The 21,672-nt window shown below is 48.9% G+C and carries 19 protein-coding genes; 12 read left to right on the forward strand and 7 right to left on the reverse strand.

Features of this window, described 5'->3' with window-relative positions; genetic code table 11:
* Nucleotides 1–3: 3 nt before the first annotated feature.
* Nucleotides 4–432, reverse strand: coding sequence for a universal stress protein UspF (gene uspF, locus OGX97_RS16500; RefSeq protein WP_003831130.1), 429 nt, complete (start codon nucleotides 430–432; stop codon nucleotides 4–6).
* A gap of 526 nt (nucleotides 433–958) precedes the next feature.
* On the opposite strand from uspF, the gene OGX97_RS16505 reads away from it, so the two are divergent.
* Nucleotides 959–2,053, forward strand: a complete 1,095-nt coding sequence (locus OGX97_RS16505) for a NapC/NirT family cytochrome c (protein ID WP_279850412.1) — start codon at nucleotides 959–961, stop codon at nucleotides 2,051–2,053.
* 20 nt (nucleotides 2,054–2,073) lie between these two features.
* Nucleotides 2,074–4,518: a trimethylamine-N-oxide reductase 2 gene (locus OGX97_RS16510; protein WP_032942601.1), complete on the forward strand. Its 2,445-nt coding sequence runs from the start codon at nucleotides 2,074–2,076 to the stop codon at nucleotides 4,516–4,518.
* Between the two features lie 69 nt (nucleotides 4,519–4,587).
* On the opposite strand, the gene OGX97_RS16515 is transcribed toward OGX97_RS16510, so the two are convergent.
* From OGX97_RS16515 to cusR, 5 genes are all read right to left on the reverse strand, one after another.
* Entirely contained in the window at nucleotides 4,588–5,391 is an 804-nt protein-coding gene (locus OGX97_RS16515; protein ID WP_279850413.1) for an MBL fold metallo-hydrolase, read from the reverse strand.
* Between the two features lie 83 nt (nucleotides 5,392–5,474).
* Nucleotides 5,475–5,978, reverse strand: a complete 504-nt coding sequence (locus OGX97_RS16520) for a hypothetical protein (RefSeq protein WP_048235932.1) — start codon at nucleotides 5,976–5,978, stop codon at nucleotides 5,475–5,477.
* Nucleotides 5,979–6,350: 372 nt separating this feature from the next.
* The gene (locus tag OGX97_RS16525) at nucleotides 6,351–6,677 is read right to left on the reverse strand and encodes a hypothetical protein (protein WP_020996562.1); all 327 of its coding nucleotides are present in this window, start codon (nucleotides 6,675–6,677) and stop codon (nucleotides 6,351–6,353) included.
* 125 nt (nucleotides 6,678–6,802) lie between these two features.
* Nucleotides 6,803–8,254, reverse strand: a complete 1,452-nt coding sequence (locus tag OGX97_RS16530) for a Cu(+)/Ag(+) sensor histidine kinase (protein ID WP_032942607.1) — start codon at nucleotides 8,252–8,254, stop codon at nucleotides 6,803–6,805.
* Nucleotides 8,244–8,927, reverse strand: a complete 684-nt coding sequence (cusR, locus tag OGX97_RS16535; protein ID WP_003831137.1) for a copper response regulator transcription factor CusR — start codon at nucleotides 8,925–8,927, stop codon at nucleotides 8,244–8,246. Before cusR ends, OGX97_RS16530 begins: the two co-directional genes overlap by 11 nt.
* 195 nt (nucleotides 8,928–9,122) lie before the next feature.
* Between cusR and OGX97_RS16540 the strand changes: the two genes are divergently transcribed.
* The 4 genes from OGX97_RS16540 to OGX97_RS16555 all read left to right on the forward strand — a co-directional run bounded on the left by OGX97_RS16540 (nucleotide 9,123) and on the right by OGX97_RS16555 (nucleotide 15,409).
* Nucleotides 9,123–10,505 carry an efflux transporter outer membrane subunit gene (locus OGX97_RS16540; protein WP_008784022.1) on the forward strand — a complete coding sequence of 461 codons (1,383 nt, stop codon included), beginning with the start codon at nucleotides 9,123–9,125 and terminating at the stop codon, nucleotides 10,503–10,505.
* A gap of 32 nt (nucleotides 10,506–10,537) precedes the next feature.
* Nucleotides 10,538–10,885, forward strand: coding sequence for a cation efflux system protein CusF (cusF, locus tag OGX97_RS16545; protein ID WP_008784023.1), 348 nt, complete (start codon nucleotides 10,538–10,540; stop codon nucleotides 10,883–10,885).
* Nucleotides 10,886–10,961: 76 nt separating this feature from the next.
* Nucleotides 10,962–12,254, forward strand: a complete 1,293-nt coding sequence (locus tag OGX97_RS16550; protein ID WP_279850414.1) for an efflux RND transporter periplasmic adaptor subunit — start codon at nucleotides 10,962–10,964, stop codon at nucleotides 12,252–12,254.
* Between the two features lie 11 nt (nucleotides 12,255–12,265).
* Complete coding sequence (locus OGX97_RS16555; RefSeq protein WP_235124845.1) at nucleotides 12,266–15,409, forward strand: CusA/CzcA family heavy metal efflux RND transporter; 3,144 nt, start codon at nucleotides 12,266–12,268, stop codon at nucleotides 15,407–15,409.
* A 52-nt stretch (nucleotides 15,410–15,461) separates the two neighbouring features.
* On the opposite strand, the gene rclR is transcribed toward OGX97_RS16555, so the two are convergent.
* Complete coding sequence (gene rclR, locus OGX97_RS16560) at nucleotides 15,462–16,316, reverse strand: reactive chlorine-specific transcriptional regulator RclR (protein WP_048214745.1); 855 nt, start codon at nucleotides 16,314–16,316, stop codon at nucleotides 15,462–15,464.
* 237 nt (nucleotides 16,317–16,553) lie between these two features.
* Between rclR and rclA the strand changes: the two genes are divergently transcribed.
* The 6 genes from rclA to OGX97_RS16590 all read left to right on the forward strand — a co-directional run bounded on the left by rclA (nucleotide 16,554) and on the right by OGX97_RS16590 (nucleotide 21,593).
* Nucleotides 16,554–17,879 (forward strand): reactive chlorine resistance oxidoreductase RclA, encoded by a 1,326-nt coding sequence (gene rclA / locus OGX97_RS16565; protein ID WP_137377131.1) that lies wholly within the window; start codon nucleotides 16,554–16,556, stop codon nucleotides 17,877–17,879.
* A gap of 172 nt (nucleotides 17,880–18,051) precedes the next feature.
* On the forward strand, nucleotides 18,052–18,282 hold the full coding sequence (gene rclB / locus OGX97_RS16570) for a reactive chlorine resistance periplasmic protein RclB (protein WP_048216347.1): 231 nt from the start codon (nucleotides 18,052–18,054) through the stop codon (nucleotides 18,280–18,282).
* Nucleotides 18,283–18,293: 11 nt separating this feature from the next.
* On the forward strand, nucleotides 18,294–18,854 hold the full coding sequence (gene rclC / locus OGX97_RS16575) for a reactive chlorine resistance membrane protein RclC (protein WP_235124830.1): 561 nt from the start codon (nucleotides 18,294–18,296) through the stop codon (nucleotides 18,852–18,854).
* Between the two features lie 572 nt (nucleotides 18,855–19,426).
* The gene (locus tag OGX97_RS16580) at nucleotides 19,427–20,122 is read left to right on the forward strand and encodes a flagellar brake protein (protein WP_279850415.1); all 696 of its coding nucleotides are present in this window, start codon (nucleotides 19,427–19,429) and stop codon (nucleotides 20,120–20,122) included.
* A gap of 21 nt (nucleotides 20,123–20,143) precedes the next feature.
* Nucleotides 20,144–20,725, forward strand: coding sequence for a helix-turn-helix transcriptional regulator (locus OGX97_RS16585; RefSeq protein ID WP_003831148.1), 582 nt, complete (start codon nucleotides 20,144–20,146; stop codon nucleotides 20,723–20,725).
* A gap of 100 nt (nucleotides 20,726–20,825) precedes the next feature.
* Nucleotides 20,826–21,593, forward strand: a complete 768-nt coding sequence (locus OGX97_RS16590; RefSeq protein WP_003831149.1) for a putative bifunctional diguanylate cyclase/phosphodiesterase — start codon at nucleotides 20,826–20,828, stop codon at nucleotides 21,591–21,593.
* Nucleotides 21,594–21,672: the final 79 nt, after the last annotated feature.

The following is a 21,672-nucleotide window of genomic DNA, read 5'->3' on the forward strand; positions in this document are numbered from 1 at the left end:
TTATCACCGCACAACCAGCACCGGGCATTTCGCGTGGCGGACTACGGCTGCCGCCGTTGAACCCAGTAAATAAGTGCTAAACCCCGGCTTGTGTGAGGCGATGACGATAAGCTCGGCGTCAACCGCCTCCGCCAGCTTGAGGATCTGATCCTTCGGCGGGCCGTAAACAACGTGGGTCTGAGTCCTGCCGGCAGGAATATTGAACTGCTTAATAATCTCTTCGAGTTTTTCGCTGGCCTTGGCCTGCAGACCACTTCTGTCCGGAAATTCGGTAGAGTAGGCCAGTCCCAGCGAGGCATAGAACGGAACGGTAGGAATAACGGCTAAAAAGTGGACCTTCGCGGTTTTGGCATGCGCCTGGACCTGCGGCACAACATGACGAGTGAGATCGGCTTCAGAGATATCAATGGGCACCAGAATTGAGCGATACATATTCACTACCTCCTGTTTGTTTTACCTCTACTCTGATTGTAGCGAAAGTTGTTTCTGTATAATAAGTGACCAGATCAAGGATGTGTGCATCAGTGCGCGTCATTAAGCAGTATGTACTGTAAGCCTATCTTGAATGTATTTCTGAGCAAAACCAAAAGAGATGTCCCCTCGTTAATGCCTGCCATCTCGAAATAGAAAAGGGTGCTTTTTTATATTTTTCATTGTATATTTAATTATATAACGATGGCCGTTAAGGGGGTAATTTCAACAGCGTTATAAACTCCGTAATTTTTTATTCTGACATCATCTTACTTTACAGATGTATAAACTTGGTAAGTGGTTTAAAAATCTGTTTTTAAAGAAAAACAATAATTACATTTCGTTCTCACTAATTATGCGAGCCTCTTCAAACTTACCCATTTGCTGATTCTCATTTCTCTCCGCGCTTGATGAATATCAATAAATAGCTGCTTTAGGATATTTATTGTCTACCTCTAAAAGGGTATTCGTCTGATGGAATTAAAAGATGAGAAAAATAAATAAAACTATCCTATGGACGATGCTGCTGTGCATTGTTCTTGGTGCAGTTATTGTTTTGGCAGGGCAATGGACATTACATAAAACCTCGAGTACAGAATTCTGTTTGTCTTGCCATACGATGCAGGCGCCCTACGAAGAATATACAGGCTCGGTTCACTTCCAGAATCAGAAAGGTATTCGCGCAGAGTGCGCGGACTGTCATATCCCGGAGGGCGGTTTGGATTTTCTGGTGGCTAAGCTGCGGGCATCAAAAGATGTTTATCATCAGTTCATCACCAAAAAGATCGATACCCCGGAAAAATTTGAAGAACACCGTCTGGAGATGGCGCAAACCGTTTGGGCACAGCTCAAGGCTAATGATTCTGCGACCTGCCGTAGCTGCCACAGTATGGACGCCATGGATCTTGCCGCACAAAGCGCGGATGCTCAGAAGATGCACAAAATGGGCATCGCGGAAAAGCAAACCTGTATTGATTGCCATAAAGGCGTCGCCCATTTCCCACCTGAAATAAAAATGGATGACAGTGCGCTTAAAGGACTTGAAGCGCAGTCAGCCTCCACCCCAGCTTCAGCAACTGAACTTTATGCTGTAAGCAACACCGCGCTTGGCGAACTGGGAACTGTTTACCCGGCAACCAAAATGCAGGTCCTGAAAACAACGGACAACGCGCGACTGGTCGAGATTCGCGGTAGCCAGATGCAAGGAAGTGAACAGGTTATTTACTACGCAGCAGGGCAGCGTTTGATTCTTGCCAGCCTGAATGAAAAAGGTCAACAGTCGCTGAAGATCCTCTCCGACTGGAAAAAAGATGACTACGGCAATGCGTGGCGAGATGTCGTGCTGCAGGGCGAATGGAGCGGTTCCGCACTCGCCAGCCGTGAACCTATGTGGGATTACGCGCGCAAACTCGACAATGTTTACTGCGCGGGCTGTCATGCGCCAATTCCGGCGAATCACTTCACGCTCAACGCCTGGCCTTCAGTAGCCAAAGGGATGGGGGCTCGCACCAATATCAGTGAAACCGAACTGGATATCCTGAGCCGTTACTTCCAGTACAACGCTAAAGACATGAATAAATAAGCGATTAATCAGGAGAAATCATGAAACTCACAAGACGTGACTTTATTAAGACGGCTGGCGCGGCAACCGGGACAATGGCGATTTCTTCGGTGATCCCAATGCCAGCCTGGGCCGAAGGCCAGAATGGCGGAGCAATCCTGACGGCAGCACGTTGGGGTGCGGTATACGTGGAAGTAAAAGACGGAAAAGTGGTTTCCTCAAAAGGTGCGTTGCCGAAAACGGTGCCGAACTCATTACAGCAAACCGCGCCAGATCAGGTTCATACCAATATCCGCGTTAAGTATCCGATGGTGCGCAAAAGCTATCTGGAAAACCCGGGTAAAGCGGATGGCAAACGCGGTAACGATCCCTTCGTGCGGGTCAGCTGGGAGCAAGCGCTGAAGCTCATTCATGAACAGCACAGCCGGATCCGCAGCAGCTATGGTCCCGCTTCGATATTTGCCGGTTCTTATGGCTGGCGATCCAGCGGCGTTCTGCATAAGGCGCAAACCTTACTGCAACGCTATATGAGCATGGCCGGTGGCTACGCTGGGCATACCGGAGATTATTCAACCGGTGCCGCGCAGGTGATCATGCCATACGTTGTGGGATCGGTTGAGGTTTATGAGCAGCAAACCACCTGGCCGATGGTGCTTGAGCACAGTCAGGTCGTGGTGCTGTGGGGGATGAACCCGCTCAACACCCTTAAGATTGCCTGGAGCAGCACGGATGAACAAGGGATCGAATACTTTAATCTGCTGAAGAAATCAGGGAAAAGCGTCATCGCCATCGATCCGATGCGTTCTGAAACCATCGAGTTCTTTGGTGATAATGCGACCTGGATTGCGCCACATATGGGGACCGATGTGGCAATGATGTTAGGGATCGCCCATACGCTGGTGAAGAAAAACCTTCACGACAAAGCCTTCCTGGAAAAATACACCACCGGATATCCGCAGTTTGAAGAGTACCTGCTCGGCAAGAGCGATAAAGTAGAGAAAACCGCCGAATGGGCATCTGGCGTGTGTGGCGTGCCTGCTGAGCAACTGGAAAAGCTGGCGGAAATTTTCTCCAGCAACAAAACCATGCTCATGGCAGGTTGGGGGATTCAGCGCCAGCAATACGGTGAGCAAAAACACTGGATGCTGGTGACTCTGGCGGCGATGCTGGGGCAAATTGGTACCGAAGGCGGCGGCTTCGGGTTCTCTTATCACTATTCCAATGGCGGTAACCCAACGCGCATCGGTGGGGTTTTACCGGCGATCTCCGCCAAAATTGAGGGTGGGTCATCGGCAGGTAATGACTGGGCGGTTTCCGATGCGGTGACCAGCCTGCCGGTAGCGCGAATTGTCGAAGCGCTGGAAAACCCAGGCGGCAAATATCAACATAACGGTAAAGAGCAAACCTTCCCGGATATCAAAATGATCTGGTGGGCGGGCGGCGCTAACTTTACCCATCATCAGGATACCAACCGCTTAATCAAAGCCTGGCAGAAGCCTGAACTGGTTGTCATCTCTGAATGCTACTGGACCGCTGCGGCCAAACACGCCGATATCGTTCTGCCAATCACCACCTCGTTTGAGCGTAACGATCTGACCATGACCGGTGATTACAGTAACCAGCATCTGGTACCGATGAAGCAGGTCATTGAGCCGCAGTTTGAAGCGCGTAGTGATTTTGACGTATTTGCCGATCTGGCTGAGATGCTCAAGCCGGGGGGGAAAGCTGTCTACACCGAAGGCAAAGACGAAATGGCGTGGCTGAAGCAGTTCTATGACGTCGCGCAAAAAGCCGCCCGCGCCCAGCGTGTTGCCATGCCTCAGTTCAACGCGTTCTGGCAGCAGAATAAACTGATCGAAATGCGTGAGAATGAAAAGAATAACAAATATGTGCGCTACGCGGATTTCCGCAGCGATCCGGTGATGAACGCACTCGGAACGCCGAGCGGCAAGATAGAAATCTACTCGAAAACGATTGAAGGCTATCAGTATAAAGACTGTCCGCCGCATGCGTCCTGGATTGAACCGGATGAATGGAAAGGAACTGCGGATAAAGATCAGCTGCAGCTACTGACGGCGCACCCGGCACATCGTCTGCATAGCCAGCTGAACTACGCGTCGCTACGTAAAGAGTACGCGATTGCCAATCGTGAACCGGTGACGATTCATCCGGATGACGCAAAAGCCAGAGGGATTGCCGAGGGCGATCTGGTCCGCGTATGGAATGCTCGTGGACAGGTTCTGGTTGGGGCGCACGTCAGCGACGGCATCAAACCGGGCATCATCTGTATTCATGAAGGCGCATGGCCGGATATTGAAAACGGTATCTGTAAAAATGGCGGCGCGAACGTGCTGACGGCGGATATCCCGACTTCAAGACTGGCGAACGGCTGTGCCGGGAATACCAGCCTGGTATACGCAGAAAAATACACCGGTGAAGCGCCAAAACTCACCGTCTTTGATGAGCCAGCAATTGTCACCATGTAATGATGACTGATAAACGGGGGCCGTAAGGCTCCCGTTTTTTATTGCTGTTTGGGCAACGTTTTACTGTTGTTACTCAGCCAGCACTATCACATCTCCCGTTGCCGGGGCGTCAGTTCCCGGTAGCCACAATCGCCCCCACGAACCGGTGCAATGACAGCCGAGCAGTTTTTCGGGTTGCTGTTGCTGAATAAATTGTCGGGTCCGCCATAGCTTAGCGGGGGAGGCGGCGCGTAAATGAAAGCCACCGACCAGGGCATAAATTTTGTTAACCCCGGTGATTTTCTGGCAATGGCGTACGATGTTTTCTATTCCCCGATGCCCGCAACCGGTAATGATGACTAACCCGCGTGCAGATTTATAGATCAATACGCCTTCGTCACTGATGTAATCTGGCTGGAGTGTTTTCTCGCTAATCACGCCATAGGACTGTGGCGTGGGGACACTGATTTCCCCGGACCACAAAAAGCGATCGCTGATAGCCAGCGGCTCGCGGGTGTATTCCATTATGAATCGAGAGTAGTTGTTATCACGCGAGAGTTTTTTAATTTTTCGTGGTATTCCCGCAACCGTTATCGATGCGTAACGCTCGCAGGCCAGTTGAGGATGGCAAATGATACGGCTGTTATCCGCAAGCCACGGCACGCCGCCGCAGTGATCATAATGACCGTGCGACAGCACTACGGCGGTTAAGTGCGTCAGGTCCACGCCCATTTGTGCAGCGTTGTGCATGAAGCTGCCATCCGGCCCGGTATCGAACAATATCGTGGTTGTATCATCCTGAACTAACAGACTTAATCCAGGCTTTGCCAGTAATGTTTTTCCAGCGCCAGCAGCACGTCGGTTTTCAAGCAGCACCGTGAGGGTTAAAGCCATGCCTGACTCCCGTATTAAAACGGCATACTGTAATGCATCACTTTTGAGAGCGCTGTGATCTCAGCGCTCTTTAGTGTTATCCGTTATTCACGCACAATTTTGCCTGCGTTTCCTGCATCGCTGTCATTCCAGCTACCGTGACCATTTGTTTTAATCGTATAGGTGGCATAGCCGACACGGAAGGTCATCGTATCCTTATAGGTATTTACGTCACGCACTTCATTACCATTGACGTAAACGCCGGAATCTTCGACGTGAATATCAACGCTGCGTTGACCACTGGCAAATTTGGCTACGTAATTCCCGCTGAATTTGCCATCAATACCGGCATTATCGTGGTTATCCGTGTTAGTGGTATTTTGCTGTTTTTCACCATGATGATGACGATTCTGCTGGCCGTTACTGTTCTCAATAAAGCCATGATCGCGGTTCCACTGATAGGATTTATTCACATCGCAGCCATTGAGTTCACTCATCTGCGTACAACCTGAACGTTCATACTTTTTCTGCATTGCCGGGGTAATTGCACATGCTGTTGTGGCAGTTGTCAGGCCAAGGACAAGGAGGGTTAGCAGACGTTTATTCATTTTTTACTCACTATCATCATTAAATTTATTTATAGGAATGCGAACTTTTTGACTGTCATGTTTACGACGACGGCAGTCTCCCATTAAATATTAATGAAGCATACCAGGGGGAATCCTAATTTATAATTAGGGTGGGGTGGTGAATGCTGTAATACGCAACATAATAAGCTGTTTATTTACTTATTTTATACAATCCGGGTAGAGAGCTAAGATGTATTTACTTTTAGAAGAAGGATTTAATGAATTATTAATATTGACATTAACGATGAAGTGGGACGCGGGCTTGTATATAAACAGGCCCGCGTGGGGAGAGTAGTCCACAATATTCAAACTTCGCGTATTTATGGATGTCGTTGTCAATATAGTTCGTCTTTACCCCTGAGTGGAGATCTGCGCGCGGTGCTGCTCGGCCTGTACCTCATGAGCAAATGAATGGCCGTTGTTTACCGATTGGTGAACAACCATCGCTTTTTCATGTTCATTCATTTGTGAAAATGATTGCGCATTGGTTGATGTTGACGATGAATTATTTGCCTGCGCGGCGTGTGCTTGTGCCATTTGTTGATGTGCAGGAGCGTCGCTGTTATTCATCATTTCATGAGCCATTGCGGCCTGCTGATGCATTTTGGGTGTTTCTGCCGCATTAACGCCAGCTGAAATAAAAAACGCGATAGCTAAAAAAGAGGACATCTTATTCATCATATTTCTCCTGTTTGGGTTTACGGAAGAAAGTATAATTAATAGGGGCTGTCAGTGGCGTGACAGGATTATGACGGTTGTGTCAGACAACAGGTGATGACGGGTATAAGCGTCATCACCATAAATTAAATCGCGTGCTTGGGCAGCGTCAGAATAAAGCGAGTGGCATGAGGGTCGGAAGTCACCGAGACTTTTCCTTGATGGGCAGTCACAATTGATTTCACAATCGCCAGACCAATGCCGCTGCCTTCGCCCTTACGCTGTCGTGAAGGGTCCACTCGATAAAAGCGGTCAAAGAGTCGCGGAAGATGTTGCGGGGGAATGGGGTTTCCGGGATTCTCAACGACTATCTGCACCTGGCCATCCGCCTCTTTCACCCGCACGGTTACCGACTCGCCTTTTGGCGTATAGCGCATGGCATTTGACAGCAGATTACTCATTGCCCGGCGTAACATTAATGGGTCGCCTGAAACCCAGCATGCGCGTCCTTCAAACCGTAAACCAACCTCACGCTCTTCAGCCCAGGCTTCGAAAAAGTCGAACACTTTACCGACCTCATCAGCCAGATTGAGCGCTTTTTTTTCTGGGATCAGCTGATTGTTATCCGCCTGCGCCAGAAACAGCATATCACTCACCATCTTCGACATACGGCCAAACTCTTCGAGATTGGAATACAGCACATCTTCCAGCTCTTTTTGGCTGCGGGTCTGGCTGAGCGCAATCTCCGTTTGAGTGACAAGGTTAGTTATTGGCGTGCGGATCTCATGGGCAATATCCGCTGAGAAGTTCGACTGCCGTTTAAATACGTCCTCGATGCGTTCGATCATGTGATTAAACGAACTCACCAGCTGTTCCAGTTCAATAGGAACAGCTTGCGGATCGAGGCGTACATCGAGATCTTTCGAGGTGATATTTTGGATGCGACGACTGACGTTACGAATTGGTTCATGACCTTTGTATACAGCGAACAACACGATAAAAACAATCATCATGCTAATCAGCGATGCTGTCATAATCAGCTTGTTTTTCAGATCGTTAATATAGTGCAGATGAAAGTCGATCGATAATGCCAGATACAGCGTATACGCTGGTTTTCCATCAGCGAGTTGTCCTACCGGCAGGCGAATCATTCGCCAGTTAGACGATGTTTTCTGTCCGTGGATATGTTTGGAGGTTTGCAGTGTGGGGCCTGAGATAATAAAAACATCGCTGGCATGAGCATTTTTATCGGGCCTTGCACTGGCGATAAACTGCCGGAGATCCGGCGCATTGGGCGAATGGAAAATGGCCTTTTGGTTGTTATCTTCCAGAGAAATAATGACGTTCGAATAACCCGCCACCACATTTTTTAGCGTTTCCAGGCGGCGTGATTCTGGCTCGTTGGGTTGGTTAATAATCCTCTCCAGCGTGGCGCTAATCTCTTGTAAATCGTTGATGTCCTGCTCGGCGAAGTGGACTTTCACGGAGTGGATCATTATCCATGCAAAGGCGAAAAATGAAGCAATTGTCGCCAGGCTGATAAAAAAGGTCAGTCGTGTCGCCAGTGAAAAAGGGCGCCGCCATCGTTTACTGGTCATCAGGAACCTCAAGCATATATCCCACACCGCGCACGGTCTGAATCAGTTTCGGCTCAAAATCGTTATCAATTTTGGCGCGCAGACGCTTAACGGCGACGTCGATGGCATTAGTATCGCTGTCAAAATTCATATCCCAGACCTGGGAGGCGATCAGTGAGCGGGGTAAAACTTCCCCCTGATGGCGCAGGAAAAACTCAAGCAGCGTAAACTCTTTGCTGGTCAGGGTGATGCGCGTACCGCTGCGGGTGACTTTCCTGCTGACCAGATCGACCATTAAATCCGCGACCTGAAACTGGCTTTCAACAATCACCGCAGCGCCCCGGCGCAGCAGCGTTCTGACCCGTGCCAGCAGTTCGGCGAAGGCAAACGGTTTAACCAGGTAATCATCAGCACCCAATTCCAGACCTTTAACCCGATGTTCAATGGTACCCAGTGCGGTGAGGAGAAGAATGGGCATTCCTTTGTTGGCGGAACGCAGCATCCGCACGATATCCCAGCCGTTTACATCCGGCAGCATGATGTCGAGTATGAGCAGGTCGTAATCGCCGGTCATCGCCAGGTGATACCCGTTCAGGCCGTTATCCGCTAAATCCACAACAAAACCCGCTTCCGTCAGGCCTTTCGTCAGGTATTCACCGGTTTTTTTCTCATCTTCGACTATCAAAACCTTCATCGCATTCTCCTTCTCGCACTGGTTGTGCGGACTTTCAATTCTAGGGAAGCGGGATCGGATAGCAATCTGTTATTGGGAAAATGACAGTTTTGTCATTTTCCTGTCACCGGTTAAACAGAGTCACTTCGTTAAAGTACAAGACTATAAATTCCTACTTATTTTAGGGACATCAGTCCGGTCAGGACGAGAAGAACTATGAGCAAATTTAAGCTTCTTACTCTCAGCGCTATATTCGTGCTCGCTGGTTGTTCATTGGCGCCGGACTATCAGCGCCCGGCCTTGCCGGTGCCACAGCAATTTTCTTTAAGCCAGAATTCCCTGGTGTCGGCTCCTGGTGAATACCAGGACACGGGGTGGCGAACCTTTTTTGTTGACGACCAGGTGAAGGCGTTGATTGGTGAGGCGCTGATCAATAACCGCGATTTACGCATGGCGACGCTGAAGGTTCAGGAAGCGCGAGCGCAGTATGGCGTCACGGACGCTGACCGTTATCCGCAAATCACGGCAGGCTCCAGCGGTACCTACAGCGGTAAATTAAAAGGTGATAGCAGCACCGATCGTGAATTCGAAGCTGGACTCAATCTCAGTTTCGACCTGGATTTCTTTGGGCGGCTTAAAAATATGAGTGAAGCCGAACGGCAGAACTTCTTCGCCAGCGAAGAGGCGCGTCGGGCGGTACATATCTTATTAATTTCCAACGTGTCGCAAAGTTATTTCAACCAGCGTCTGGCTTACGCGCAGTTGCAAGTTGCCGAAGAAACGCTGCAAAACTATCAGCGCTCTTACGCTTTTGTAGAGAAGCAACTGATAACCGGTAGCACCAACGTACTGGCGTTGGAACAAGCGCGCGGTGTGATTGAAAGTACGCGTAGCGAAATTGCCAAGCGTAAAGGTGAGTTGGCACAGGCCAATAACGCGCTGCAACTGTTGCTGGGTACATACGGGAAATTACCCGATGACCAGGCGCGCAGCCGTGGGGATATTAAACCGGTAACGCTGCCGCCATCGCTTTCGTCGCAAATACTGTTGCAGCGCCCGGATATTATGGAAGCTGAGCACGGATTATTGGCGGCAAATGCCAATATCGGTGCTGCGCGGGCGGCATTTTTTCCGTCGATAACGTTGACCAGTTCCGTGTCCAGTAGCAGTAGCGATCTTTCCAATTTATTTAATGCCTCCAGCGGCATGTGGAATTTTGTCCCCAAAATAGATATTCCAATCTTCAACGCCGGACGTAATCAGTCCAATCTCGACCTGGCAGAAATTCGCCAGCAACAGTCAGTAGTGAATTACGAACAAAAAATTCAGAACGCGTTTAAAGAAGTGGCGGATGCACTGGTGTTACGCCAAAGCATTGCCGATCAAATTAGTGGGCAGCAGCGTTATCTGGATTCATTGCAAATCACACTACAGCGCGCCAGAGCGCTTTATCAGAATGGCGCAGTTAGCTATATCGAAGTATTAGACGCAGAACGTTCTTTATTCGCTACGCGGCAATCGCTGCTCGATCTTAATTACGCCCAACAGGTTAATGAAATTAAACTGTTTGCTGCCTTAGGCGGCGGTTGGGTGGAGTAATCCTTAATATTAACTTTTCAGGAGCATGATGTATGAATACTACCGCCAAAGCCGTACTGTTTAGCCTTTTCTCTGTGGTTATGTTTAACGCCCAGGCCAATGAAAATCAGCATGGCGAGATGATGAATATGCAGCCAGCGGCTCAACAGGAACAACTCATTAGCGCTACCGGGGTGATTGAAGCTGTTGATATGGAGAGTAAAAAAATCACGATTAAGCATGACCCTATTCCAGCGGTGAACTGGCCTGCCATGACGATGCGCTTTACGCTGGTTGCTGATACGAAGGCTGATGATATTAAGCCAGGCGATAAGGTCGCGTTTACGTTTGTTCAGCAGGGAAATCTCTCTGTGTTACGCGATATTCACATCAGTAAATAACGTTCTCGCTGGTCTCTTTTATTCTTGCTCGGGTTTTTGCGAACGCGGGCGAGACTATCGCGCAATGGAAATCACTATGGCGTCTTTAAATATTAAAAATACCGCGCTTATTCTCGGTAGCATGATTGCCGGCGGGATTATTTCTGTCGGTGTTTATACTTATTATTCATCGGCAAAAATATCGTCTGTAGCCGGGCCAGTTCAGCAAAAAGAAGCCAGAAAAGTGTTGTTCTGGTATGACCCCATGTATCCGAACACGCGCTTTGATAAACCGGGTAAATCGCCGTTTATGGATATGGATCTGATCCCGAAATATGCCGATGAAGAGACCGCGAGCGCGTCATCGCCTGGCGTGCGCATCGATCCTACACAGACCCAGAACCTGGGGCTGAAAACAGAGCCAGTGCGTCGTGGACCACTGCATTATGCGCAAACTTTCCCGGCCAACGTTAGTTATAACGAATACCAGTTTGTTATTGTCCAGGCACGCTCTGCGGGCTTTATCGAGAAGGTTTATCCGCTGACCGTGGGGGACAAAATTAAGAAGGGGTCGCCGCTGATCGACCTGACTATTCCTGATTGGGTTGAGGCGCAGAGCGAATATTTATTGCTGCGGGAAACGGGCGGTAGCGCGACGCAGGTGGAAGGGATTCTGGAGAGATTACGTCTGGCTGGAATGCCTGAAGCAGATATCCAGCGCTTAAAATCGACGCGTAAAATTCAGACTCGCTTTACCCTGAAAGCGCCTATCGATGGGGTGATCACCGCATTCGATTTGCGTACCGGTATGAACATTTCCAAAGACAATGTGGTCGCGAAAATTCAGGGTATGGACCCGGTATGGGTCAGCGCGTCGGTCCCGGAATCTATCGCCTGGCTGATTAAAGATGCCTCGCAATTTACCATCACAGTGCCCGCCTGGCCGGATAAGCCTTTCACCATCAGCAAGTGGAGTATCTTACCAAGCGTTGATGCTACCACGCGTACGCTCCAGCTCCGTTTACAGGTCGATAACCCCGACGAGGCGCTCAAGCCCGGGATGAATGCTTACCTGCAACTGAAAACACAAAGCGAGCCAATGCTGCTGATCCCGTCTAAAGCACTGATTGATACGGGTACCGAGCAGCGGGTCATCACCGTTGATAACGAAGGCCGATTTGTGCCGAAACAGGTTGCGGTATTCCATGAATCCCAGGGGCTGACGGCTATCCGCTCCGGCCTGACCGAAGGCGAAAAAGTGGTGTCCAGTGGCCTGTTCCTGATTGATTCCGAAGCGAATATCTCTGGCGCACTGGACCGTATGCGTGCCCAGAACAGTAAGGCGCAAGACGCAGCCGCCATGCCAGCCCAGGCGACCCATTCACACTGAGGACATGATAAATGATTGAATGGATTATCCGTCGTTCGGTGGCAAACCGTTTTCTGGTGATGATGGGGGCGCTGTTTCTTAGCGTCTGGGGAACCTGGACCATCATCAATACGCCGGTTGATGCGCTGCCCGATCTCTCTGATGTTCAGGTGATCGTCAAAACCAGTTATCCGGGGCAGGCGCCGCAACTTGTTGAAAATCAGGTGACCTACCCGCTGACCACCACCATGCTGTCGGTACCGGGTGCGAAAACCGTGCGCGGTTTCTCGCAGTTTGGTGATTCCTACGTGTACGTCATTTTCGAAGATGGTACCGATCCTTACTGGGCGCGCTCGCGCGTACTGGAGTATCTCAACCAGGTTCAGGGAAAATTACCGGCTGGCGTTAGCGCGGAAATGGGACCGGACGCCACGGGCGTCGGCTGGATATTTGAGTACGCGCTGGTGGATCGCAGTGGGAAACATGATCTGGCGGAATTACGCTCTCTTCAGGACTGGTTTTTAAAGTATGAGTTAAAAACGATTCCTAACGTGGCGGAGGTCGCTTCGGTAGGCGGCGTGGTTAAACAGTATCAGGTCGTTATCGATCCGATGAAGCTGACGCAATATGGCATCAGCCTGGCGGACGTGAAATCGGCGCTGGATACGTCGAATCAGGAAGCGGGCGGCTCATCTGTTGAGATGGCTGAAGCGGAATATATGGTCCGCGCCAGTGGATATCTGCAAACGCTCGATGATTTCAATAACATCGTCCTGAAAACAGGGGCCGACGGTGTACCTGTTTACCTGCGTGATGTGGCGCGCGTACAGATTGGGCCGGAAATGCGCCGTGGGATCGCCGAACTGAATGGCGAAGGCGAAGTCGCGGGCGGGGTGGTTATCCTGCGTTCCGGTAAAAATGCGCGTGAGGTGATCTCTGCGGTTAAAGCCAAACTCGACACGCTGAAAAGCAGCCTGCCGGAAGGCGTAGAGGTAGTTACAACATACGATCGCAGTCAGCTCATCGATCGCGCCATTGATAACCTCAGCTACAAGCTGCTGGAAGAGTTTATCGTCGTGGCGCTGGTGTGCGCACTGTTCCTGTGGCATCTGCGTTCGGCGCTGGTGGCGATTATTTCCCTGCCGCTGGGGCTGTGTATCGCGTTTATCGTGATGCATTTCCAGGGTTTGAACGCCAACATCATGTCGCTAGGGGGAATTGCCATTGCCGTCGGGGCGATGGTTGATGCCGCAATCGTGATGATTGAAAACGCCCATAAGCGGCTCGAAGAGCGGGGGCATCAGCATCCGAATGAAAAGCTCGATAACGCAACGCGCTGGAAGGTTATTACTGACGCCTCGGTAGAAGTCGGCCCGGCATTGTTCATCAGCCTGTTGATCATCACGTTGTCGTTTATCCCCATTTTCACGCTTGAGGGGCAAGAGGGGCGACTGTTCGGCCCGCTGGCGTTCACCAAAACGTATGCGATGGCAGGCGCGGCATTTCTGGCGATTGTGGTTATTCCTATCCTGATGGGGTTCTGGATCCGTGGAAAAATACCGGCCGAAAGTAGCAACCCGCTTAACCGTTTTCTGATCCGTATTTACCATCCGTTGTTGCTGAAGGTGTTGCACTGGCCCAAGACCACCATTCTGGTGGCGGTGCTTTCAATACTGACGGTTGTCTACCCGCTGAATAAAGTCGGTGGTGAATTCCTGCCGCAGATTAACGAAGGCGATCTGCTGTATATGCCTTCGACATTGCCGGGGATCTCAGCGGCGCAGGCAGCGGACATGCTGCAGAAAACCGACAAGCTGATCATGACCGTTCCGGAAGTGGCGCGCGTGTTTGGTAAAACCGGTAAGGCAGAAACCGCAACAGACTCCGCACCGCTGGAAATGGTTGAAACGACGATCCAACTGAAGCCGCAGGACCAGTGGCGTCCGGGGATGACGATGGACAAAATCATCGCCGAGCTGGACAAAACCGTACGCTTGCCGGGGCTGGCGAATCTGTGGGTTCCGCCGATTCGTAACCGTATCGACATGCTCTCTACGGGGATCAAAAGCCCAATTGGCATTAAGGTGTCGGGTAATGTTCTGGCAGATATCGACGCCACGGCGGAGCAAATTGAAGAGGTGGCCAGAACCGTGCCGGGTGTCTCTTCGGCGCTGGCCGAGCGTCTGGTGGGCGGACGCTATCTCAACGTAGATATTAATCGTGAAAAAGCAGCCCGGTACGGCATGACCGTAGGTGCTGTGCAGCTGTTTGTGACCTCAGCAGTAGGAGGGGCAATGGTGGGCGAAACGGTGGAAGGAATTGCACGCTATCCTATCAACCTGCGCTATGCACAGAGCTATCGTGATAGCCCGGAAGCATTGCGTAATCTGCCGATTCTGACGCCCATGAAACAGCAAATTACGCTGGCGGATGTCGCCGATGTGACGGTGGTTTCGGGGCCTTCGATGCTGAAAACCGAAGATGCGCGACCAACCAGTTGGATTTACATCGACGCCCGAGATCGTGACATGGTCTCAGTGGTAAACGATCTGAAAAAGGCTATTGCTGAAAAGGTCCAGTTAAAGCCTGGGACCAGCGTGGCGTTTTCAGGGCAATTCGAGCTGCTTGAGCGCGCCAGCCATAAGCTCAAGTTGATGGTGCCAATGACGCTGATGATTATCTTCGTCTTGCTTTATCTGGCCTTCCGTCGCTTTGGCGAAGCGCTGCTGATTATCACCAGTGTGCCTTTTGCGCTGGTGGGCGGCATCTGGTTCCTTTACTGGATGGGTTTCCATATGTCGGTCGCAACCGGAACCGGATTTATCGCCCTGGCAGGTGTTGCTGCGGAGTTTGGCGTGGTGATGCTGATGTACTTGCGCCACGCTATTGAAGCCGAACCCGCGCTGGAAAATCCGCAAACCTTTACGGCGGACAAGCTGGATGAAGCGTTATATCACGGTGCCGTGCTGCGCGTGCGCCCAAAAGCGATGACCGTGGCGGTGATTATCGCGGGTCTGTTACCTATCTTGTGGGGGACGGGAGCTGGCTCAGAAGTCATGAGCCGCATCGCCGCGCCGATGATTGGCGGTATGATCACCGCGCCATTGCTGTCGCTATTCATTATTCCGGCTGCGTATAAGCTGATGTGGCTGCACAGACATCGCGGTCAAAAATAATGCTCTAAAGCGCGCGCCTGCATTCGGATTTGTTGCCGAAGCAGGCGCCGCGTTATACCTCCAGTGCCTTCACGCGTTTGCGGTACTCACCCGGCGTGCAGCCAAATTCCCGTAAAAAGACTTTATGGAATGACGATTCGCTGGCGTAGCCTACCGACTCGGCCACCACAACCAATGGCTGCGACCCGCGAGACAGCATCTGGGCAGCGAATTGCAGGCGTAAAGTGGTTAATACTGCGAGCGGCGTGGAGTTTGAGACTTCACGAAATAGCTGCGCGAAGCTGGCCCGCGACATATGCGCACGTTTCGCCAGTTCTTCGACGGTCCAGGCAAACGCCGGTGACTCCAGCATCATGAAGACGACAGCCCCTAGTTTGGGATGAAGCAGTAGATTCAACACGTTTTGAACTGGGGTCGCCTTGGTTAACCATTCGCGAACGGCTAAGGCGAACAGTGTGGCGCATTGTTGACTGCAGACTACACTGGAACCTGGCAGAGTACTCATGGATTCCTGTTGCATCAACGCAATCATGGCCTTGAGCCAATGGCTGACAGGGCTATTTTCATCAGGTGCCAGAACCAATACTTCCGGTAACGCAGTTAAAAAATAGCGTGAGGAAGCGTGCAATCGAAGGCTGCCACAAACAATGTGTGTTTGTTCATCGCCAGACTGGCAGAGCCGATGTGCGGAGTTTTGCGGCAGGATCACGATAGTACCGGGCCGCAGAGTAAAAGATGTCCCATCGGGCATGTCCAGTTGGGCTGCCCCTTGTGTGACCGTATGCCAGCGGATAATGGACAATTCACCTGCTGCGTGAGGCAGTTGCCAGTCCCTGCTCAGTAGGCAGTTTTGGTCAATTGAGCCTTGTGGGTCGTTAAGCATCAGTAATCGGCTAAGGGCATCCATGGAGACTCCTGAACATTTTTTGTTGTCGTTTATTGAAACGATATTATCTCTTTATTTCATTATTATATTAATACCTTCAAAGTGTTAGTGTAATAATTCATTCTCGAAATGTTAGTCATCTTTAAGGATAATTTAGACGATCTGACAGTTATCTGCGAGTTGTGGATACATTGTTTCGGCAGAGTTAGAGCTATATTTCAGTTCATCAAACGAACAGTGACTTGGCGGAGAGACAGCATGAATCAGTATCAGGCGATTATTATTGGATTTGGCAAAGCGGGTAAAACGCTGGCGGCAACACTGGCCAAAACGGGTTGGCGGGTAGCGATTATTGAACAGTCAAACACCATGTATGGCGGGACATGCATCAACATCGGCTGTATCCCAACCAAAACCCTGGTACATGATGCTGAGCTTCAGCATGACTTTGCCGAAGCAATGCAACGCAAGGCCTCTGTTGTCAGTTTTCTGCGCGATAAAAATTTCCATAATCTTGCCGATCTGGAAAACGTGGATGTGATTGAAGGTCGTGCTGAATTCGTTGATAACCATACTGTGCGAGTCGTGCAGTCAACAGGCGAGATTGAGCTGAGCGGCGAGAAAATCTTTATTAATACTGGCGCCCAGTCAACGATTCCAAACGTTGAGGGATTAACCACGACACCTGGCGTATTTGACAGCACCGGGCTGTTGAATTTGACGCAACGTCCAGAGCGTCTGGGCATTTTGGGCGGTGGGTATATCGGCGTTGAATTCGCATCGATGTTTGCCAACTTTGGTAGCAAAGTCACTATTTATGAAGCAGCTCCGCAGTTTTTGCCTCGTGAGGACCGGGATATTGCTGACGCTATCGCCAACATTTTACGCGACAAAGGCGTCGAGCTGATCCTCAATGCCAACGTGCAGTCGGTCTCCTCTCATGATGGTGCAGTACAGCTGCACATGCCGGAGGGTGCCCAGACGGTGGATGCGCTGTTGGTAGCATCAGGTCGCAAACCGGCGACAGAAAACCTGCAATTGCAGAAAGCGGGTGTGGATGTAAACGATCGTGGTGCCATTGTTGTGAATAAATATTTGCGTACATCGGCAGATAACATTTGGGCAATGGGCGATGTCACTGGTGGATTACAATTTACCTATATCTCACTGGATGACTTCCGTATTGTGCGTGACAACCTGCTAGGCGAGGGGTTACGTAACACGGGCGATCGCCAAAACGTACCGTATTCCGTCTTTATGACGCCGCCGCTTTCCCGCGTCGGAATGACTGAAGAACAGGCTCGCGCCAGCGGTGCGGCGGTGCAAGTCGTGACGTTGCCGGTAGCGGCTATCCCGCGAGCGCGGGTGATGAATGATACGCGTGGTGTTCTTAAAGCGGTGGTGGATAGCGAAACGAAACAAATATTAGGCGTGTCGCTGCTGTGCGTGGATTCTCATGAAATGATTAATATCATCAAGACGGTTATGGATGCGGGGTTACCTTATACCACATTGCGTGACCAGATATTTACCCATCCAAGTATGAGTGAATCATTAAACGATCTCTTTTCTCTCATAAAATGATAATAGCGTAGTCTGCATATTTGCCCCACCCGTGTGGGGCTTTTTTTTATTTGTTTTTTATATTCCTGATACTAATTGACAGTTATTCTGGCGTTACGGATGAAATAAAATAAAGTGACATGTTTTATTATATTCCCACTGAAATAACTCGTTAATGGAAATAGAAATGAACATGCTTAAAACTACGTTACTAATGACTGCGTTACTGACTGCTCCGGTGACATTTTCCGCGTTAGCGCAAACCGAGGTTGCCCACGTTAGCGTATCAGCCGTGTCTGGCTCTCCTTCCGTGGTAGAAGATGCCATTGCGAAACTGGCGCAGGAAAAGAATGCGACTTCCTGGAAAATTACCTCAATGCGCATTGATAGCAGCACTCACGCAACGGCAATTTTGTACAAGTGAGGAGAACCGGGATGGAAAAGTATCTTCGTATATTGGGCAAAGGCGATAGAGTTGGATTAACCTTGATTCGCCTGAGTATCGCGATTGTTTTTATCTGGATTGGTTTATTAAAATTTGTACCTTACGAAGCCGACAGCATTACGCCGTTTGTCGCCAATAGTCCGGTAATGTCATTTTTTTATGAGCATCCAGAAGAATACAAACAACATTTAACCCACGAAGGTGAATTCAAACCGCTGGCTCGTGAATGGCAGACAGCGAATAACACGTATACGTTCTCAAATGGCCTGGGCGTAGTCGAAGTTCTTATCGCTTTGCTGGTGCTGGCTAATCCTGTTAGCCGTTGGTTGGGATTAGTTGGCGGCGTTCTGGCATTTGCCACACCAATTGTTACCTTATCATTTTTAATAACCACACCAGAAGCATGGGTAATGCCTCTGGGCGATTTACACCACGGATTTCCGTACTTGTCAGGCGCCGGGCGGTTGGTGTTAAAAGATACGTTAATGTTGGCGGGAGCAGTGATGATTATCGCAGATTCATCCCGATCAATAATTAAGCAGCGGTATTGAATTTTTAACGTTGTGCCCTCTGTAAGATAGCAAGCCACTATAGTTCGATTCGGTACTTACCGGGCCAGCAGGATGCTGGCTTTTTTTCTGACTTAAGGTAAATTTATTAAGCATATATAAATTGCAATTATTCAATTTAGAAGCATAACGAGTCAGGGCTATATTTTTAGTTAATGATAGAGTGCAGTAAACATCTTCTCTTATCCCCCCGCGATAGCACGCCAACCCGCATGTTGCTTAGCCCCTCCATCATGATAGCTTTATTTTTTTTCTGTACAATTCTTGCTATTTGTTATCTCAAAACCTCATTTTAAAAATTTTGTTATTCGCTTTTGTTATAGCCAGTACGCAAGTTCGCGTGGTTTTAGGCCTGGCTTGAGCTAGAATTAATCCTGATTAAATGTTTTTACGTATCAATAACTGACTAAAGATAGTTAAAAACTTAATTTTTAACCAACTGTTTGACATGGAATCCACTATGGTAATTAAGCACCAGGGGTGGATGCTGATCTCGCGTTTTGTGAGTAACCAAAGGCGGGACATATCTTAAATATGGAAATAAGGGTTTTAGAATGAGCTTTGGCTTTGCAAAGGAAGACAAGTTTGAAATCATCGCTATCCTTCGTGAAGAGCTTCATAAGAAAACGAAACTGGAAATCCTGTGTGGAGACAGTAGCGTTATCACGCAGTTAGAGAAGATTGATTTCGAACGGTTTGTCATCTCCGGACACGGAGACATTGTTCCTGAAAAGGTCCAATACTTTATCCTGCACAGTGAAAGCGGGATTGTAAAATTTAGTGCCAGGTTCGAACAAACCTCGTCAGCAGGTGCGGAAGCAGGATTATCCTACTTCATCCCGGATATGATTTTCTTTGCCCAGCAGAGACAAAATCAGCGTTTTTCATTCCTGAAGGGTTATGACTTTTTCTGTTTTGGTCGTTACAAAAACGGAGAAAACTACTCTCTCAAGATTAAAAATATCTCGCAGGGTGGTTGTGCGTTAATCGTTAAAGATGTAAACGCCCGTTTTCTTTATAAAGATGCGGTGATTAAAAATGCATCTCTGGATTTCGATACATTTGGCAGTTTACAACTGGACTTAAAAGTGATCGATGTCGTCCCGATCAATGAATTTGATGAGGATAACCAGTTGTATTCCTGTCATCAGATCTCATGTGAGTTCGACTTTAAAAATCGTCGTGAAGAGACTGAAGTCGAGAAAATCATTATTAAATTTTTAATGAGTAACAAGATTAGAAGCTTATAAGGAACGGTGAACAGGATGTTGATGTGTGGCAGTGATAATTTTGTGGGCAATGGTATGTTTGCCTACCTGACCAGCAAACATGTACCGATACAAACATTCCAGTTTGAGGATATGTTGCATCAGTCATCATTATGCCAGCATCAAACCATGGTTTTTAATATCATTGATAATGAACAAGCGTGTTCAGACATTGTTCAGTTTTTGAATAAAAACCGATTCAAATTTTATAATAACGTCGTGGTGATTGTTGCTGATAGTTTGGTGGCGAAATTATGCGTAGAGTTATTATATGTCGAAAAAACAATAGTTTTGACTGAAAAATCTTCACTGCGTGATTTTGGTCAATTGGCGAAATTATCAGTCGGGAAATGGAACCCCCGACTGTATCGTTCGCAGAAGAGATTAACCGAAAGAGAACAGCAGATCCTGAACTTACTGGTAAGTGGTTATACAGCCAAAGAAATTTCTGAGTTAGTTAGCCTGAACTATAAAACGATTCAGGCACATAAGATGAGAGTCGTCGCCAAACTTGGCCTGACCAATACCTCTGATTTAAATAAGTTAATTGTCAGATTTACCCATCGTATGTCTTTTTTACCCTAACCTGACCATTCTTTTCTGATGTAATACACCTAATAGTAGATACAATTTGGGAGTGATTTTGACTGGTTTTTAATTTTATGATTTGTAGAGGGAGAGGGGAATGTTTAATTCCAATGAGGTGCTAACTGCGCTTGAAAAGGCTTTGAATACCAGTCAACTTTATATGGTTTATCAGCCTATTTTCAATTTGCATGCCCAGCGTATAAGCGGATTTGAAGCATTAATGCGTTGGAATAGTCCTCAGATGGGTATGATCTCTCCCGATGTTTTTATTACCTTACTGGAAGATAGCGGCAATATTATTTCCATTGAAGATATGGTTACTCACTCTCCGTGGGATGTTGCAACTTCCTGGCCTGACCCCATTGTATTATCCGTCAATATTTCCGCGCTTGAATTCTGCGATCCTCTGCTACCCCAACGCGTCAGACAAAATCTTGCCACTTCCGGACTGCCGGTCCATCGATGCCAAATAGAGGTCACGGAAACGTCACCGCTGTGTGACAGCCAGATTGCGGCTAAAAATATGACGGAATTAAAGGCGATAGGGGTCAAGCTTGCACTTGATGATTTTGGAACCGGCCATGCTAATCTTAATTACCTGTTGAAATATCCTTTTGACACTTTAAAAATTGATAAGGAATTTGTCACCGGTATTGAGCCCGACACCCGATCAACGAAGATTGTTGAGGGTATTATTTCACTGGCGCATAATTTTGGCATTGAAGTTCTTGCCGAAGGGGTGGAAACCCAGTCCCAGCTGGAGCGGTTGATGCAGATTGGTTGTGACAAAATTCAAGGCTTTTTCATTTCTCCCCCGGTGCTGGCAGAAGAGATCCCTTCACTCTTAGCACAATATAATCGTTAATCCCTCCTTTTCACGTTTCCCAACCCCTTGGTTGTTCCGCGTTGCTGTTAAGTCTGTAGGCCTGATAAGCGTAGCGCAT

It is taken from the genome of Citrobacter sp. Cpo061, from assembly GCF_030332845.1.
Lineage (GTDB): Bacteria > Pseudomonadota > Gammaproteobacteria > Enterobacterales > Enterobacteriaceae > Citrobacter > Citrobacter portucalensis.

Excerpts from the sequence above, each read along its gene's own strand:
- rclB (WP_048216347.1), top strand. The coding sequence starts at position 18,052 with ATGCTTAAAACTACGTTACTAATGACTGCGTTACTGACTGCTCCGGTG.
- OGX97_RS16510 (WP_032942601.1), top strand. The coding sequence starts at position 2,074 with ATGAAACTCACAAGACGTGACTTTATTAAGACGGCTGGCGCGGCAACC.
- OGX97_RS16550 (WP_279850414.1), top strand. The coding sequence starts at position 10,962 with ATGGCGTCTTTAAATATTAAAAATACCGCGCTTATTCTCGGTAGCATG.
- rclR (WP_048214745.1), bottom strand. The coding sequence starts at position 16,316 with ATGGATGCCCTTAGCCGATTACTGATGCTTAACGACCCACAAGGCTCA.
- OGX97_RS16505 (WP_279850412.1), top strand. The coding sequence starts at position 959 with ATGAGAAAAATAAATAAAACTATCCTATGGACGATGCTGCTGTGCATT.
- OGX97_RS16585 (WP_003831148.1), top strand. The coding sequence starts at position 20,144 with ATGTGTGGCAGTGATAATTTTGTGGGCAATGGTATGTTTGCCTACCTG.
- OGX97_RS16540 (WP_008784022.1), top strand. The coding sequence starts at position 9,123 with ATGAGCAAATTTAAGCTTCTTACTCTCAGCGCTATATTCGTGCTCGCT.
- OGX97_RS16555 (WP_235124845.1), top strand. The coding sequence starts at position 12,266 with ATGATTGAATGGATTATCCGTCGTTCGGTGGCAAACCGTTTTCTGGTG.
- OGX97_RS16580 (WP_279850415.1), top strand. The coding sequence starts at position 19,427 with ATGAGCTTTGGCTTTGCAAAGGAAGACAAGTTTGAAATCATCGCTATC.
- OGX97_RS16525 (WP_020996562.1), bottom strand. The coding sequence starts at position 6,677 with ATGAATAAGATGTCCTCTTTTTTAGCTATCGCGTTTTTTATTTCAGCT.
- rclC (WP_235124830.1), top strand. The coding sequence starts at position 18,294 with ATGGAAAAGTATCTTCGTATATTGGGCAAAGGCGATAGAGTTGGATTA.
- cusR (WP_003831137.1), bottom strand. The coding sequence starts at position 8,927 with ATGAAGGTTTTGATAGTCGAAGATGAGAAAAAAACCGGTGAATACCTG.
- OGX97_RS16515 (WP_279850413.1), bottom strand. The coding sequence starts at position 5,391 with ATGGCTTTAACCCTCACGGTGCTGCTTGAAAACCGACGTGCTGCTGGC.
- uspF (WP_003831130.1), bottom strand. The coding sequence starts at position 432 with ATGTATCGCTCAATTCTGGTGCCCATTGATATCTCTGAAGCCGATCTC.
- OGX97_RS16520 (WP_048235932.1), bottom strand. The coding sequence starts at position 5,978 with ATGAATAAACGTCTGCTAACCCTCCTTGTCCTTGGCCTGACAACTGCC.
- OGX97_RS16590 (WP_003831149.1), top strand. The coding sequence starts at position 20,826 with ATGTTTAATTCCAATGAGGTGCTAACTGCGCTTGAAAAGGCTTTGAAT.
- OGX97_RS16530 (WP_032942607.1), bottom strand. The coding sequence starts at position 8,254 with ATGACCAGTAAACGATGGCGGCGCCCTTTTTCACTGGCGACACGACTG.
- rclA (WP_137377131.1), top strand. The coding sequence starts at position 16,554 with ATGAATCAGTATCAGGCGATTATTATTGGATTTGGCAAAGCGGGTAAA.
- cusF (WP_008784023.1), top strand. The coding sequence starts at position 10,538 with ATGAATACTACCGCCAAAGCCGTACTGTTTAGCCTTTTCTCTGTGGTT.